Consider the following 15714-nt stretch of genomic DNA (forward strand, 5'->3'; position numbering starts at 1 on the left):
AACTCGCTCGGGTGGCGTTCGCCCTGATGAAAAATCAGAGCGAATATCAACCCAAAGGGTGGGTTATGGCTTGATCACAACCATAGAATCTCCCACAGGATTATGTTTTCACCGCCAAACCACTTGAATGCACGGTTGTTCGTGGGAGCGAATTCATTCGCGAAGAGGCAGGTGTATGCGCTGCAGATTTACCCCCAGGAACACCGCCTTCGCGAATGAATTCGGTCCCACAGGATTGCAAACGCGATTGCCTGACTCGAAACACGTTCCCTGTAGGAGCTGCCGAAGGCTGCGAAAGCATTCGTCCTGACACACCGCCATCGCAGCCTTCGGCAGCTCCTACAGAGAAACGTGTATCTGTTTGCCTAAATCATTTCAGGCAAAGATTTCAGGACTTTGTCCAACGTAATCGGATACTCCCGAACCCTTGCCCCAGTCGCGTTGTAAATCGCGTTGGCAATGGCCGCGCTCACGCCGCACAAGCCCAGTTCGCCGACGCCCTTGGCTTTCATGGGCGATGACATCGGGTCGGTTTCGTCGAGGAAAATCACTTCTTGCTCGGGAATGTCGGCGTGTACCGGCACCTCATATCCAGCCAGGTCGTGGTTGACGAAAAATCCCAGTCGTTTATCCACGGCAAGCTCTTCCATCAGCGCTGCGCCGACGCCCATGGTCATCGCCCCGATTACCTGGCTGCGGGCCGAGGTCGGATTGAGAATGCGACCTGCTGCACAGACAGCCAGCATGCGCCGTACACGGGTTTCCCCTGTGGCCATGTTGACGGCAACTTCAACGAAGTGCGCGCCGAAGGTGGATTGCTGGTACTTCTTGGCGAGTTCCGCAAACTCGATGGAGTCCTCGGCCACCAGCTCGCCGTTACGCGCAGCCTGACCCAGCGGAACGCTACGTCCTGCGAACTGCACTTGACCGTCCGCGAAAACCGCATCGTTGGCGGTGTAACCCAGTCGTTGGGTGACGGCTTCACGCAGCTTCACGCAGGCCGCGTAAACCCCGGCAGTCGAGCAGTTGGCACCGAACTGGCCGCCGGAACCCGCTGACACCGGGAAGTCCGAATCACCCAGACGCACCACCACGTCATCCAGCGTGACGCCCATCATTTCTGCCGCGGTCTGGGCAATGATCGTGTAGCTGCCAGTACCGATGTCAGTCATATCGGTTTCGACCGTGACCTTCCCGTTGCTGCCCAGACGTACCCGGGCGCCGGATTTGAGCAGGAGATTGTTGCGATAGGCGCAGCCGACGCCCATGCCAATCAGCCAATTGCCTTCGCGCTGCGTACCGGGACGCGGGTTGCGTTTGTTCCAGCCAAAGCGCTCGGCACCGGTTTGCAGGCACTGGATCAGGTTACGTTGCGAGAAGGGCCGCTGCGGATTGTTAGGATCGACTTGAGTATCGTTCAGGACCCTGAACTCAATAGGGTCCATGTTGAGCTTCTCCGCCATCTCGTCCATGGCAATTTCCAGCGCCATCAACCCCGGCGTTTCCCCCGGTGCTCGCATGGCATTGCCTTCCGGCAGGTCCAGCGTGGCGAGGCGCATGGCGGTCATGCGGTTTTCACCGGCATATAGAAACTGGGTGGGCTGTACGGCGTTCTCTACACCGCCACCCGCCAGATCACCGGACCAGCCTTCGTGGGCAATCGCAGTGATCTTGCCATCCTGACCTGCGCCGATGCGGATCCGCTGAATAGTGGCCGGGCGGTGCGTGGTGTTGTTGATGATCTGCGGGCGGGCCAGCGCGACCTTGACCGGACGGCCGCACTGCCGAGAACCCAGCGCAGCAAGGATCGCATCAGAGCGGATGAACAGTTTGCCGCCGAAGCCACCGCCGATATAAGGCGAGACCAGACGCACATTTTCCTTGGCCATGCCCAGCGTGGTAGCGATATCGCCAACGCTCCAGGCGATCATCTGGTTGGACGTCCACAGGGTCAGCTTTTCGCCTTCCCAGGTCGCCATGGAGGTATGCGGTTCCATGGCTGCGTGGGACTGATCCGGGGTTGTATAGGTCGCATCGAATTGCACCGCCGCCGAACTGAATGCACCGGCAAAGTCGCCGCGTGCGGTATCGGGTGATTCACCTTCAGGCTTCACGGCTGCATTCAGGTCGCCGCCCAGATCGTATTTGCCGTTAGTGCGCAGGTACTCGACCTGCACCAGTTGCGCAGCGGTGCGTGCCTGCTCGAAGGACTCTGCCACCACCAGCGCGATCGCCTGATGATAGTGCTGGATCTCGGGGCCGCCGAGCAGTGTGGCGGTGTTGTATTTGCCTTTGCCAAGTTTGCCCGCGCTGGCTGCGGTAACGATCCCGATGACACCCGGCGCTGCGTTGGCGGCCTCCAGATTCATTGAACCGATACGGCCCTTGGCAATGGCGGAGGTCACCACATAGCCATAAGCCTGATTCGGCACGACGTCGTGATGTTCATAGGCGTAGTGCGCCTGACCGGTTGTTTTCAGTTTGCCGTCGATGCGCGGCGTTGCTTTGCCGACCACTTTGAGCTGGTCGATGGGGTTGGTGCTGGCCGGGGTATCGAATTTCATGAGGTAGCCCTCGCTTGCGCCATGACCGAAGCCAGCGTGCGCTCGGCAAGCGTGACCTTGAATTCATTTTCGTGGGTCGGCGTGGCGCCGGCCAGTAGCTTGGCCATGACCGCTTTGGCACCGTCTGGCATCAGCGAGTCAGCGTCTTCAACGCGCCAGGGTTTAGGTGCAACACCGCCCAGCGCGACACGGCCTTTGCCGTTGCTTTGAATCACCGCTGCAACTGAAATCAGCGCAAATGCGTAGGAAGCCCGGTCACGAACTTTCTGGTAGATGTGGGTGCCGCCAATCGGCGCGGGCAGGGTAACGGCGGTGATCAATTCGTTGGCTGCCAGCGATGTTTCGATGTTAGGCGTATTGCCGGGCAGGCGATGAAATTCGGCGATGGGAATGACCCGGGTGGTGCCGTCCGGGCGTACGGTCTCAACCTGGGCATCCAGTACCCGCATGGCGATGGCCATGTCGCTCGGATGGGTGGCGATGCAGGCGCTGCTCACACCGATAATCCCCAGTTGCCGCGTGACCCCGCCAATCGCTGCGCAACCACTGCCCGGATGGCGTTTGTTGCAGGCCTGATTGGTGTCGTAGAAATATGGGCAACGGGTTCGCTGCAGCAGGTTGCCCGCCGTGGTCGCAGCGTTGCGCAATTGCCCGGAAGCGCCGGCCAGCAATGCTCGGGAGAGCAAGCCGTAATCCTTGCGCACCCGGGCGTCAGCGGCCAGATCGGTGTTGCGCACCAGTGCGCCGATCCGCAGGCCGCCTTCGGGCGTCGCTTCTATACGATCCAGCGCAAGGTCATTGACGTCGATCAGGTGCATCGGGGTTTCGATTTCCAGCTTCATCAAGTCCAGCAGGTTGGTCCCGCCAGCGATGAACTTGGCCCCTTCGGTCTGTGCAGCCTGTGCCGCCGCTTCGGCGGGCGACTGCGCCCGTACATAAGTAAAAGGCCTCATGCGTTCACCTCCGCGACTTCGCTGATGGCGGCAATGATGTTGGAGTACGCACCGCAGCGGCAGATATTGCCGCTCATGCGTTCCTGGAATTCACTGGCGATCAGTTGCGGACGGTCAGTCAGGCTCTGGCTGACGTGGCTGGGGATACCCTGACGAATCTCATCTAGGACAGCCACTGCAGAACAGATTTGCCCCGGTGTGCAATAGCCGCACTGGAAGCCATCGTGCTTGATGAAAGCGGCCTGCATCGCGTGCAATTTGTCGGGCGTGCCCAGGCCTTCCACCGTGGTCACTTTCGAGCCTTGCTGCATGACCGCGAGGGTCAGGCATGAGTTGACGCGTTTGCCGTTGACGATCACGGTGCAGGCACCGCACTGGCCATGGTCACAGCCTTTTTTGGTGCCCGTCAGATGCAAGTGCTCGCGCAGAGCGTCGAGCAACGTGGTGCGGGTATCCAGATCCAGCTGGCGAGCCACGCCATTCACTTCAAGTGCAACCGGTGCGCGGACCGGGCGAGCCATCTGGTTGGCCGCCGATGCCAGGGCGGAAATGAACGGCGGAAGTACGGCCGTGGTCGCGGTCACCGCGCCCACGATCAGGAATTTGCGTCTGGTTATTTTCATCAGGTCACGGTCGTCCATTATTTTGTTCCCCTATGCATGGGGATGGCTGCGAATTCAGCAGTGGCTTGGCAGCGGCGTCCGTATCGACACCTTGTCATCAAGTTCGCTAGTGCCGGGCGTCTTTGCGCCTTCAGGCCTGGTCCGGCTGGCCGGTTTCAGGTGGGGCATGTTTCGTTCAGGTCAATTTCGTACAAGTCAAAGTTACGACTCGCCGCTTGCGTAGAAAGTTTGCGGTTTCTGCTCGCTAACAGTTATGCATTCTGCTCATGAATTCGTGGTGGCTTGGAGAAGGTGTGCGAGAGCTGTGACGTTAGTCGGCAGAGTCTTGCAGGACTACGCGCAAAGATCGCAATACACACCTGAACTGAGCTCATCAATCCCCTCTGAACCCATGTGTACGGGCGCTTGACGCCTATTCGGACGTGGGTGTCCCGATACATCTTGCAAACAAATAGCGTGGGCGATTAAGCGATAGCTGGTTTAATCCAGTCATTAGATGACGAGGGCTCATGAATGGCGCGGGACAGTTACAACGATTTGCTGGCATTCATCGCGGTTGCCCGTGAAAGGAGCTTTACTCGCGCGGCGGCCCAGCTTGGGGTTTCTCAGTCCGCCTTGAGTCATACCATTCGCTCGCTGGAGACACGGCTCGGCGTACGGTTGCTGACTCGCACCACCCGCAGCGTGGCACCTACCGAAGCAGGTGAGCGGCTGTTCGAAAGCCTGGCGCCACGATTTGAAGAAATAGATGCTGATCTGGCCGAAGTAACGGGCATGCGGGACAAGCCGCGCGGCACTATCCGTATTACCGCCACCGACCACAGCGCCAACACGGTTCTTTGGCCGAGGCTGGCGAAAGTCCTGCCGATGTACCCCGACCTCAAAGTCGAGATCATTACCGATTACGGTCTGACGGACATCGTCGCTCAGCGTTACGACATCGGAGTGCGGCTCGGCGATCAGGTCGCCAAGGACATGATCGCGGTACGTATTGCACCGGACATGCGCATGTCCATCGTGGGCGCGCCGTCCTATCTCGCAAACCGCGCCATGCCGCTCAAACCCGATGATCTGCATCAGCACAACTGCATCAACCTGCGCCTGCCGACCCATGGCGGTTGTTATGCCTGGGAACTGGCGAATGGCAAAGATGAGTTGCAGATCCGCGTAGACGGGCAACTGACCTTCAACGGTGTGTATCAGATACTTCAGGCCGCCATTGATGGCGGTGGTCTGGCCTATATGCCTGAAGACCTGGCACAGCCGCACGTCGATGCGGGTCGTTTGAACTGGGTGCTGGAGGACTGGTTTCCGACTTTTCCGGGCCTGCATCTGTATTACGCCAGTCGCCGTCAAAGCTCCCGGGCCTTGGCAATCGTGGTCGATGCCTTACGGCTGAACACATGAATATTGCTCATGACTGCATCTCGCTTTTCGGGCTTACTCAATAATCCCCGGTTCTTTAGGATGGGCTGAATGTGTATTTCAGCCATTCTCGAGAGGACCTTATGGACTACCGATATCTGGGCCGCAGCGCTCTGAAAGTCTCCCCCCTGTGCCTGGGCGCCATGATGTTTGGCGGCGAAACGGATGAGCCAACGTCTAAACGCATCATCGATAAGGCGTTCGAACAGGGCGTCAATTTTCTCGATACGGCTGATGCCTATCATGCCGGTGGTTCTGAACAAGTCGTCGGTCGTGCCATTGCCCGGCAACGTGACAGTTGGGTACTGGCGACCAAGTTCGGTTACCCCACGCCTCGGACCCAAGGACCAAATGAGCAAGGCCAGTCGCGTAAATGGATCATGCAGTCCGTTGAAGCCAGCCTTAAACGATTGGGTACCGATTACATCGACGTGCTGTATTTCCATCGGGCGCTGACTGATGCACCGATGGAAGAAGGCGTTCGAGCCATCGGCGACCTGATTCGTCAGGGCAAGATCCGCTACTACGGTGTCTCCAACTTCCATGGCTGGCGCATTGCCGAGATGGTCCGCATCGCTGATCAGTTGGGTATCGAACGGCCGGTGGCGAGTGAGCCGCTGTACAACATTGTCGACCGCAGTGCGGAGGTGGAGCAATTGCCGGCGGCCGAGCAGTACGGATTGGGTGTTGTGTCTTACAGCCCGTTGGCGCGGGGGGTGTTGAGCGGCAAGTACGGGGTTGATGCAGACATTCCGGCAGACTCCCGAGCGGCCCGCGGTGACAAGCGTTTGCAGCAGACCGAGTGGCGTCCCGAGTCGCTGAAAATCGCTCAGACGATCGCCGGACATGCGGCTGAGCGGGGCACTACGTCTATTGCATTCGCGCTGGCCTGGGTCTTGAAGAACAAGCTGATCAGCGCCGCGATCGCCGGGCCCCGGACTGAGGCGCATTGGGATACATATATGGATGCGTTGAGCCTGGAGCTGGGGCCGGACGATGAGAAGCTGGTGGACAGCCTTGTGGTGCCGGGGCATACGTCGACCCATGGCTATACCGATCCGGGTTATCCGGTGCAGGGGCGTAAGGTGGGGTAGTTTTGGTTGTGTACATATCCGTTATTTGGTGACGGCTGGTATTAGTTGCGCTTTTACAGCGCGTCACTTTTGAACAGCCGGAAGCCGGCCCAGCCAAAAGTAACCAAAAGGCTCTTGCCCCACCACTGGGTGCCTCGCTGTCGCTCGGCATGCCCGTAATCCGACATTGCTGCGTGGGGCTGCCGCCACCGGCCATCCATGGCCTGAGGCGGCTAAACCGGCATCCCTGCCGGTTCACCCCACACAGCAATATCGAATTCCGGCCGGCTTGGTTTAACGGGGCGCCTAAGATCAAAATCAAAAGCGCGGCGGCCTGACAGCCGACCTGGCTGTGTGAACTTACCGGTCTACCTTCGACGACGTGTTGTCGCTCGACAAGCAAGAAGCCTGTGGGAGCGTGGCTTGCCCGCGATACAGACTCCTCGGTGAGTCAGATACACTCGCTTTATCGTTTATCGCGGGCAAGCTTCGCACCCAGGTTAGCGCTCCACTTCATTAGGGAAGGCTGTATTTCAGGCTGCACAAATGCGGCGCATGCACTGGCCTCTTCGCGAATGAATTCGCTCCCACCGGGATCAACTTGCAGGCCAACATAGAATCACCCACATAAAATCGCGTCCAATCAACGCCGGTTCTGAAAGGCATCGGAGCTGCTTTTGATCTGCTTTTGATCTGCTTTTGATTTTGATCTTAAGCGCCCCGTCAAACCACGCCGGCCGGAGTCCGATATTGCTGCGTGGGGCAAACCGGCAGGGATGCCGGTTTAGCCGCCTCAGGCCATGGATGGCCGGTGGCGGCGGCCCCACGCAGCAATGTCGGATTACGGGCATGCCGAGCGCCAGCGAGGGACCCAGTGGTGGAGCAAGAGCGTTTTGCTTACTTTTGCGCTTTCAAAAGTGAGGCGCTGTAAAAGCGCAACCAATACCAGCCATTACCGAATAACGGATATGTACACAAAACATTTGTTCAAGGCAAATGCACTTTACCACCCATAAAGCCGCCCCCAAACCTGCACCTGACCTTCAGCATCAACCGCCTGATATTCCGGAAACTGCGCGCCTGTGGCGCACGCATGGTTAGGAAGAATGCGCAGGCGGCTGCCAATCGGATAGCGATCGGTGATATGAGCTTCGCAGGTACTGACAATCCCGTGCTCCTGATTGGCCCCTTCAAACACCGCACCTTCAATCCAGTCACCGCTTTCGGTGCAGACCTGTCCATAACCGAAGTCGCGTTTCTGCTTTTGGGTACCACGATCCCGACTCATAGCCATCCAGCCCGCGTCGGTGATGATCCAGCCTTTTTCCTCCTGATGACCAATGACCGTGGTCAGCACGCTCAGGGCCAGTTCATCTGGCTGGCAGATGCCAACGTTAAGCATCACCAGATCAAAAAATACATAAACCCCCGCACGAACTTCCGTCACGCCTTCAAGGCTGGTGGCTGACAGCGCAGTGGGCGTCGAGCCGATGCTGACTTCGGGGCAGGGCATCCCTTGCGCACGGAGCTTTTGCGCAGCCATTACGCAGGCCCGACGTTCCTGTTCGGCCATGGCCTGCAACGCTTCCGGATTATCCAGCTCGTAACTTGAACCGGCGTGGGTCATGACACCGAGCAGTTGCATGCCTCCTTCATGAAGCGTGCGCGCAACATGCAGCAGCGTCGGATCCTCGACTTTCAGTCCAGAGCGATGGCTGTCGCTGTCGATTTCGATCCAGACCTCGAAGCGATGCCCATGGTCTCTGCCAAAGCTGACGATGGCCTGGGCGCCGACCAGACTGTCAGTCACGATGCTCAAGCGACATCCTTTCAGCCGTAACTCAAGCGCCTGCTGCAATTTCCCGGGTGCCATGGCCACGCCGTAAAGAATGTCGTCGATGCCATGGGAGAAACAGTGCGCGGCTTCTTTCAACGTGGACACTGTGATGCCTTGTGCTCCGGCCCCGCGCTGGGCGTCGATGACGGACAGGCATTTGCTGGTTTTCACATGGGGGCGCAGGCGGACGCCCAGCGTGTCCATCCGTTGCTGCATGCGCTGGATGTTGCGCTGCATGCGGGGGATGTCGATGACGGCGGCGGGTGTGTCCAAGGTCTGAAGTGTCGGCATGTTCATGGCTCATGTTGGCTGCGTGTGTCGCCAATCTACGTCGTCAACGTAAGTCTGTGCTTCAATACAATGGCATTTATCATTAAGTGAAATTGAATGATTGCCATCGAAGATTTGCGTCTGGCAGTGACGCTTGCCCGTTCCGAATCCCTCAGCGCGGCAGCCAGAAGCATGAATGTCTCGCCTCCGGCGCTCTCCATGCGTCTGCGCAAGCTGGAAGGGTTGCTGGGAATCAGCCTCGCGAACCGGACTGCCCGACGTTTGAGCCTGACCGCCGAGGGTGAGCGTTTTGCCCGACAAAGCGCCTTGCTGCTGGAGCAACTGGAAGCACTGCCGGAGGATTTCAAGCAGGCCGATGATCAACTGAGCGGCACGCTGAGACTGGCAGCGCCGTTCGGTTATGGCCGGTCGCGGATCGCGCCGTTACTGGCACGTTTCGCCCGACTGCACCCCGACGTGCGAGTGCATCTGGATTTGCGCGAAACACCCTGGCCGGACCGCCACGACTGCGACGCAGTGATTCATATCGGCAGTGTCAGCGAGAGTTCCTGGGTGGTACGTACTCTTGCCCACAACGAGCGTTGGTTGTGCGCGAGCCCGAGGTATCTTGAGCGATACGGAATGCCTGAGTCCGCCGAAGATTTGTTGCAGCATCGGTGTATCTGCATTCGAGAAAATGAAGAGGACGTCACCCTCTGGCAACTGCGCAAGCAATCAACGCGGCGCACCCTGCGGATCGAACCGGCAATGCTCAGTAATGACGGCAGCGTGGCCCGGCGTTGGGCCGAGCAAGACCTGGGCCTGGTGTTACGTTCTCAATGGGACATCAAGGAGGCGTTGGCGAGCGGGGCACTGGTGCGGGTCTTGCCGGAGTGGGAGTTCGATAGCGCGCCTGTCAGCTTGCTGGTGCGCTCCCGGAAAAATCGTACGGCGCGGTTGCAGGCATTGGTGGCGTTTCTGCAGCAGTCACTCTCGGATATAGAGCCCGATTAAAACTTCATAAAGCACTGGAATCTCCCGAAACACCAGGGACAGGCCGTCTGCTCTCAAGCTGCCAGTTGATGAAGCAGTAGAGCAGCAACGCTATGCCTGCAAACGCCAGTGTCCATTGCGCACCAATGACCGCAGCCACTGTCCCGGCCAGCAGCCCGCCGATGGCCTCGAAACCAAAGCGCATGGCGATATAGAAGGCGACGATTCTGCCGCGCAATTTCTCCGGCGCCTGGGTCTGCAGCAGCATGTTGCTACTTACGTTGCTGACGGTAATGCCAAAACCCAGTAGCGCCAAGGTGAGCAGGGCCAGCCACAGAGGGGCGCTCAATCCCATGATGCAGAGCGCGAGTGCACACAATAAAGCGCCGGTATCAATGATCCTGCGCGGTTTACGCAGTGGGCTGGTGAAGGCCAGAAACAAGGTGGCAGCGAAGGCACCTGCGCCGGCAGCGCCCCATAGCCAACCCAGGGTCTGAGCATTCCCGGCAAAAACGTCCCTGGCCAGAATGGGCAGCAGCACGGTGTAGCAGGAGGCAAGCAGGTTGACCATGATCACACTGAGCAACAGCCGCCTGATGCTCAGTGTGGTCCACAGGTATCTCAGACCTTCCTGAAAGATTTCCCGGGTGGAGCCTTTAGCACGTGGGGTCGGAGTGCCGCGTACCTTGAGCAGGCCGATCAGCAGCATGGCGAACGCAAAGGCTGTGAGCAGGAAACAGCCGGCTTCTCCGCTCCAGGCGATGAGCAGCCCTGCCAGCGGCGGGCCGACGAAACGCGCTGCGTTGATCAGCATCGCATTCAGCACCAGGGCGTTTGGCAAGTCCGACGGATCTGTCACGAAGCTGCCAATCAACGCCTGGCGCAAAGGTGTCTCGAATGCGTTCAACAGACCCAACAACAACGCCATGGCGATGATTGATTCGCTGTTTATCCAGTTGCCCCAGGTCAGGATCGCCAGGCAGAGCGACTGCACGGCAAGCATCGACTGAACGATGATCAACAAGCGTCGCTTGTCATGACGATCGGTCCAGGCCCCGGCGAGAGGACCGATCAGCAATTGCGGGACCAATGTCAGGAAGGTGATTGCACCGAGCAGGAGCGGCGAGGAAGTCAGGTGGTAGGCAAGCCAGGCGAGGGCGACCTGTTGCACCCATTTGCCCAATGTCGAGACGGCTTGCCCTGCGAAATAAATCTGGAAATTTTTGTGCTTGAGGGCACGAATCGGAGCAGGCCAGTGCCGAGGTTTTGGTCGCGAGGGAGTGTTCACTTTCTGCCTTTTTTCCTGAGCCAACGCGCGTGCTGTCTGGCACGCTCATCTGCACAAGCATAAATGAATGAGCGACAGTCGGGGCGATCAGGTGCTGACTGCCCCGATGGGCATTCAGGACGGGAGTTCGCAGCCTTTTTCAATCAGCGATGCCAGAACCCATGAGCGGTCATTTTCACCCAGGGCTATTTGCTGGAGCTGCTTCTGCTCAGCCGCATGCTTGGCGTGGGCGCGTCCATGGACGCTTTCTACCTGATCATAAGGCACGCACAACAAGCCATCGTCATCACCTATGACCAGATCCCCCGGCTCGATCACCATGCCGTCGATGGCAATGGGGACGTTGATCTCTCCCGGGCCATCCTTGTAAGGGCCGCGGTGTGTGACCCCGGCCGCGAACAGCGGGAAGTCACCGGCACCGATACTCGCAGCGTCCCTGATAGCCCCATTGATGACGATGCCTGCCACGCCCTTTTTGATTGCATACGCGACCATCATCTCGCCAATCAAGGCGTTGCTCAGATCCCCGCCAGCGTCCACAACGATTACGTCACCCGGTTGGGCGATGTCGATTGCGTAATGCAGCATCAAATTGTCGCCGGGCCGGGCCTTGACGGTAAGTGCCGGTCCGACAAGCACACCTTGCCGATGCATGGCACGCAGACGCGCACCGCCCGCTGTCATGCGATTCATGGAGTCACTGATGTTTGCGACAGGAACGTCGCGATAACGCTCGACCCATTCTGCGCTGACTTTTCGGGTGTGGGGCAGAACTCTGAATCCGATGGACATTCGGCATTCCTCTGATGATTTCTTGTAGGCCACCGACTTTGATTATCGGCGTATTACAAAAATAGAATGCCATTTCATAAAACTCAACACATTTAAAGTTTGGTGTGGGTTTTGGTCGGTGTTGGATCGATATTGCGAGGAGCTTAAAAACAGATCGGCAATGTTTACTGGGTTTATTTCTCGGCTTGCGTCCGCTTTTTTGAAATTCAGGTCTGGGGTTGGCGTTTTCTATTATTTTTATTGCAACGCCATTTCATTATGGTATGTTTTTGCCAAGCCGCACTTTCAAACGGACGGCACAACAACGCACTCACACAAAAAATCCAAGGTGTGCACATGACCCGAACCATCCTTCTGACTGGTCCTCAACTGACGTCTGACGCTATGGCATTCGCCGCAGCGAAGGGCGTTCAGGTGATCCCGACCACGCCCTATGCGCCCGCCGAAGAACTGCTGCAGATCATCACTGCCAACCAGCCCGATGCGATTATTGTCCGCCAAGGCAATCTCACCCGGGAGATGATGGCTGCGTCCTCAAAACTCTCGATCATTGCGAAACATGGGGTCGGTTTTGACACCATTGATATCGCTGCCGCCGCGGAGCTGAAAATTCCGGTCACCATTGCGATGGGCGCGAACGCGCAGTCAGTGGCAGAGCATGCATTTGCCCTGATGTTCAGCGTCGCACGGCAGACCGCATTACTTGATGCGCGCATGCGAGACGGCCACTGGGACAAAGCCACTGCCAATGGCATCGAGCTGTCCGGGAAAACCCTTGGGCTAGTAGGGCTGGGCTCCATCGGGCGCATCCTTCTGGATCTGGTCACCCCCTTGCGGATGAAGGTGAAGATTTATGATCCGTACCTGGCTCGTCTCCCTGAGTTGCCGAACGTCGAGCGCGTCACCGACTTCAATGAGCTACTGCGGGACAGTGATGTCATCAGCCTGCATTGCCCGTTAACGGAAGAGAATCGCAACCTGTTCGGTGCCGAACAGTTTGCCCGCATGCGCCCTGGCAGCATCCTGATCAATACGGCTCGCGGTGAGTTGATTAATACCGAGGCGCTGGTCCAGGCGCTTGGCGAACGACGTATTTTCGGTGCCGGTCTGGACACCTTCCATCCCGAACCGCCAGCAGCGGACAGTCCGTTGTGGGGGCTGCCATCGCTGGTTGCCACACCCCATGTCGGAGCCAATACCGCAGAGTCCAGAGACAGGGTCGGCCTTTTGGTCACTCAGCAAATCATCGGGTTCTGGGAGGGTGTGCCGCCGGAGCCCCGTTCAGTGGTCAATCGTCACCTTCTAGACAATTGACAGGCCAGCGTTAAATGTCCTTTCGACATTTAGCGTTTTGATATCAGATCTCTAAGAACAAGAACCAGGAGAACGCCATGTCCACCCCCTCAGCCGGGATCAGTGCCATTGAGCGAGCCACCATGCGTAAGGTTGCATGGCGCTTGCTGCCCTTTTTGATCGTTTGTTACCTGATTGCAATTATTGACCGCGGCAACATTGGTATGGCCTCGCTACAAATGAACCAGGATCTGGGGCTCACCCCGGCCATCTTCGGTTTTGCCAGCAGCCTGTTTTTCGTTTCGTACTTTCTGATCGAAGTACCCAGCAACCTTGCACTGCAGAAGTTCGGCGCACGAATCTGGATCGCGCGGATTATGGTGACGTGGGGGCTGATCTCGGCAGGGACGGCTTTTGTGCAGGGCGCCAATTCCCTTTACGTGATGCGCTTCCTGCTCGGTGCAGCAGAAGCGGGCTTCTTCCCCGGCGTTTTGCTTTACCTCACTTATTGGCTGCCTTCGGCTTATCGTGGTCGCATGGTTGCTATCTTCATGGTCGCCATTCCCGGTGCCAACTTTATCGGTTCGCCGCTTTCAGGCTTGCTACTGAGCCTCGACGGCTGGTTTGGCATGCGCGGCTGGCACTGGTTGTTCATTCTCGAGGGGATTCCGGCGGTATTGCTGGGTATTGCCTGTCTGTTCGTTCTGACCGATCGCCCTGAGCAGGCCAAATGGCTCGATGACGAGCAGCGCGGCTGGCTCACCAGTCGCCTGGCTCAGGAACGTCAGAACAAAACGGCTATCGGCCATATATCGCTCTGGAAGCTTCTGCGCCATAAAGACATCTGGGTCATGGCGCTGATCTATTCTGGCGCGTCTGCAGCGGGCAGCACCATGAGCGTCTGGGCGCCGCAATTGCTCAAGACGTTTGGCTTGAGCAATATCGAAATCGGATTGGTCAACGCAATTCCCTACGGGCTGGCGTCGATCGCGATGATTATCTGGGGACGTAGCTCGGACAAGACCGGCGAGCGTCGCTGGCATACCGCGACGACCTTGCTGTTGATTACTGCCGGGTTGCTGCTGGCACTGGTGACATCTTCGCTTGTCGCTACGGTGTTTTTGCTCAGCATGGTGTTGATCGGCGCCTACTCGATGAAAGGTCCATTCTGGGCGTTGGCATCGGGTTGGCTTTCCTCGTCGACGGCTGCTGCAGGGCTGGCTGCCATTGGCGCACTGGCAAACCTGATCGGTGGCGGGGTGATGGTCAACGTCTACGGGACGATCCACGGCGCTACCGGCAGTTACGCATTGGCCTTGATGCCGCTGGCTGCGCTGTGTGCGGCCGGTGCTGTGATGGTCGTGGTCATGGGACGTAAACGTCTGAAAGAACAGAACATGGAGACTGCACAGGGCTGAATTTGTACGCTGACTGATTGATGCCGGGTCACCTCTGACCCGAACTAAAGGCTCAACCTTGATGGTTGGGCCTTTTTTTCAATCACGTGTGTCGGAGGGAGCCGCTACAGGATCAACGGGTAGCGAGAGGGCATTACCGCCCAGGCTACGCGTCAACTGCCGGGCTGTTTCGAGGAACAGTGTGCGAATCAGCTGGACGCGTTCAGCGGTCAGGCGGCTGGCAGGTCCGGAGATAACCAGCGCTCCAACCAGTTCCTGGCTCGTCGCGAAAATAGGCAGCGCGATTGAGGCTGCATGGGGGTCTGTGGCTCCGCAGGAGTAGAACGGTTCAGTGAGCTCTCTGGCCACTTTGTACGGCGTACGCAAGGCTTCGGCACTGGCCGCGTTATCCATCGGGCGTATGTCGCCGGGCTGCAGATGCAGGCGCAGGCTATGGGGGGAATTGACCCTGAACTGACACAGGCGATAGGCGCCATGACGAACATAGAATGAGGCCGTCTCGCCTGTTTCCTGGGTGAGGTGATGGAGCAGCGGAGTGATGTAGCGTTCCAGATCCAGGGAGTCCTGATAGACGGCATTGAGCCGCATGACTTCGCTGGCAAGCTGATACCGACCGTCTGCCATCCGGGTAATAAAACCATGGGTTTCCAGAGACACCATCAAACGCATGATGGTGCTTTTGATCAGGCCCGTCCGTTCGGCCAGTTCCGCCAGGCCCAGAGCCGAATCGCCGATTCGAAAAGCGGTCAGTACCGTCAACACGCGATCAGCCGAAGCGACACCATTTACCGTAGGACGAGGGCGCGTTTTTACCATCAGGGTCTCCTTCATTGAAATGGTCCGGGCCATGATCAGGCGGATCAGCGCTTTCGTCGCCAGGCAAGAGGCTGGTGACGCCGGGCGCTGTGAGCATTTTGGCGGAGGGAGATCTTACACCAAGGCAGGGCGGGGCTGTTGCATGCTGATCATTGATCGCCGGGCTGCCATTGCGGGCATCCCGGGCGAGGTCGTGTAGCAATAGAAGAGACATCGGAGCTGAGTCCAGAACAGGTACCGACAGAACCTGCGCAGTCCTGTGGGACCGAATTCATTCGGGAAGACGGCATTCCTGATCACGCAATCCTGTGGATGTACCGGCCCCTTCGCGAATGAATTCGCTCCCACGGGAATTGTGCCTGTCTCAAG

At 58.2% G+C, this 15714-nt stretch carries 12 protein-coding genes; 5 read left to right on the forward strand and 7 right to left on the reverse strand.

The genetic code is table 11. From position 1 onward, the window contains the following. Positions 1-365: 365 nt before the first annotated feature. The 3 genes from paoC to paoA are packed head-to-tail and all read right to left on the reverse strand — an operon-like array spanning position 366 to position 4140. The gene (gene paoC, locus KDX30_RS28325; RefSeq protein ID WP_231678138.1) at positions 366-2564 is read right to left on the reverse strand and encodes an aldehyde oxidoreductase molybdenum-binding subunit PaoC; all 2199 of its coding nucleotides are present in this window, start codon (positions 2562-2564) and stop codon (positions 366-368) included. After that, positions 2561-3517 carry an FAD binding domain-containing protein gene (locus KDX30_RS28330; RefSeq protein WP_231678139.1) on the reverse strand — a complete coding sequence of 319 codons (957 nt, stop codon included), beginning with the start codon at positions 3515-3517 and terminating at the stop codon, positions 2561-2563. The genes paoC and KDX30_RS28330 overlap by 4 nt, the downstream gene beginning before the upstream one ends. Further along, on the reverse strand, positions 3514-4140 hold the full coding sequence (gene paoA / locus KDX30_RS28335; protein ID WP_231678143.1) for an aldehyde dehydrogenase iron-sulfur subunit PaoA: 627 nt from the start codon (positions 4138-4140) through the stop codon (positions 3514-3516). Before paoA ends, KDX30_RS28330 begins: the two co-directional genes overlap by 4 nt. Before the next feature lie 513 nt (positions 4141-4653). Here paoA and KDX30_RS28340 point away from each other — a divergent pair. Beyond that, positions 4654-5547, forward strand: coding sequence for a LysR family transcriptional regulator (locus KDX30_RS28340; protein ID WP_231678140.1), 894 nt, complete (start codon positions 4654-4656; stop codon positions 5545-5547). A 101-nt stretch (positions 5548-5648) separates the two neighbouring features. Further along, a complete protein-coding gene (locus KDX30_RS28345; RefSeq protein ID WP_099270355.1) occupies positions 5649-6659 on the forward strand; it encodes an aldo/keto reductase in 1011 nt (336 codons plus the stop codon). A gap of 982 nt (positions 6660-7641) precedes the next feature. Here the strand turns inward: KDX30_RS28345 and KDX30_RS28350 are convergent. Beyond that, entirely contained in the window at positions 7642-8766 is a 1125-nt protein-coding gene (locus tag KDX30_RS28350) for a DSD1 family PLP-dependent enzyme (protein WP_406644017.1), read from the reverse strand. A 96-nt stretch (positions 8767-8862) separates the two neighbouring features. On the opposite strand from KDX30_RS28350, the gene KDX30_RS28355 reads away from it, so the two are divergent. Further along, positions 8863-9759 (forward strand): LysR family transcriptional regulator, encoded by an 897-nt coding sequence (locus KDX30_RS28355; protein WP_231678142.1) that lies wholly within the window; start codon positions 8863-8865, stop codon positions 9757-9759. Between the two features lie 4 nt (positions 9760-9763). Here the strand turns inward: KDX30_RS28355 and KDX30_RS28360 are convergent, their stop codons facing one another. Next, positions 9764-11026, reverse strand: a complete 1263-nt coding sequence (locus KDX30_RS28360) for an MFS transporter (RefSeq protein ID WP_406644018.1) — start codon at positions 11024-11026, stop codon at positions 9764-9766. Positions 11027-11140: 114 nt separating this feature from the next. Then, complete coding sequence (locus tag KDX30_RS28365; RefSeq protein ID WP_027901385.1) at positions 11141-11818, reverse strand: RraA family protein; 678 nt, start codon at positions 11816-11818, stop codon at positions 11141-11143. Between the two features lie 336 nt (positions 11819-12154). Between KDX30_RS28365 and KDX30_RS28370 the strand changes: the two genes are divergently transcribed. After that, positions 12155-13132: a hydroxyacid dehydrogenase gene (locus tag KDX30_RS28370; RefSeq protein WP_231673683.1), complete on the forward strand. Its 978-nt coding sequence runs from the start codon at positions 12155-12157 to the stop codon at positions 13130-13132. A gap of 77 nt (positions 13133-13209) precedes the next feature. Further along, positions 13210-14529: an MFS transporter gene (locus tag KDX30_RS28375; RefSeq protein ID WP_122398297.1), complete on the forward strand. Its 1320-nt coding sequence runs from the start codon at positions 13210-13212 to the stop codon at positions 14527-14529. 78 nt (positions 14530-14607) lie between these two features. Here KDX30_RS28375 and KDX30_RS28380 read toward each other — a convergent pair whose 3' ends face one another. Continuing rightward, the gene (locus KDX30_RS28380; RefSeq protein ID WP_099269299.1) at positions 14608-15345 is read right to left on the reverse strand and encodes an IclR family transcriptional regulator; all 738 of its coding nucleotides are present in this window, start codon (positions 15343-15345) and stop codon (positions 14608-14610) included. Positions 15346-15714: the final 369 nt, after the last annotated feature.

The organism is Pseudomonas quasicaspiana (assembly GCF_021147825.1).
GTDB lineage: Bacteria > Pseudomonadota > Gammaproteobacteria > Pseudomonadales > Pseudomonadaceae > Aquipseudomonas > Aquipseudomonas quasicaspiana.

Coding starts and splice junctions, on each gene's coding strand:
- paoC (WP_231678138.1), bottom strand. CDS start 2,564: ATGAAATTCGATACCCCGGCCAGCACCAACCCCATCGACCAGCTCAAA.
- KDX30_RS28330 (WP_231678139.1), bottom strand. CDS start 3,517: ATGAGGCCTTTTACTTATGTACGGGCGCAGTCGCCCGCCGAAGCGGCG.
- paoA (WP_231678143.1), bottom strand. CDS start 4,140: ATGAAAATAACCAGACGCAAATTCCTGATCGTGGGCGCGGTGACCGCG.
- KDX30_RS28340 (WP_231678140.1), top strand. CDS start 4,654: ATGGCGCGGGACAGTTACAACGATTTGCTGGCATTCATCGCGGTTGCC.
- KDX30_RS28345 (WP_099270355.1), top strand. CDS start 5,649: ATGGACTACCGATATCTGGGCCGCAGCGCTCTGAAAGTCTCCCCCCTG.
- KDX30_RS28350 (WP_406644017.1), bottom strand. CDS start 8,766: ATGCCGACACTTCAGACCTTGGACACACCCGCCGCCGTCATCGACATC.
- KDX30_RS28355 (WP_231678142.1), top strand. CDS start 8,863: ATGATTGCCATCGAAGATTTGCGTCTGGCAGTGACGCTTGCCCGTTCC.
- KDX30_RS28365 (WP_027901385.1), bottom strand. CDS start 11,818: ATGTCCATCGGATTCAGAGTTCTGCCCCACACCCGAAAAGTCAGCGCA.
- KDX30_RS28370 (WP_231673683.1), top strand. CDS start 12,155: ATGACCCGAACCATCCTTCTGACTGGTCCTCAACTGACGTCTGACGCT.
- KDX30_RS28375 (WP_122398297.1), top strand. CDS start 13,210: ATGTCCACCCCCTCAGCCGGGATCAGTGCCATTGAGCGAGCCACCATG.
- KDX30_RS28380 (WP_099269299.1), bottom strand. CDS start 15,345: ATGGTAAAAACGCGCCCTCGTCCTACGGTAAATGGTGTCGCTTCGGCT.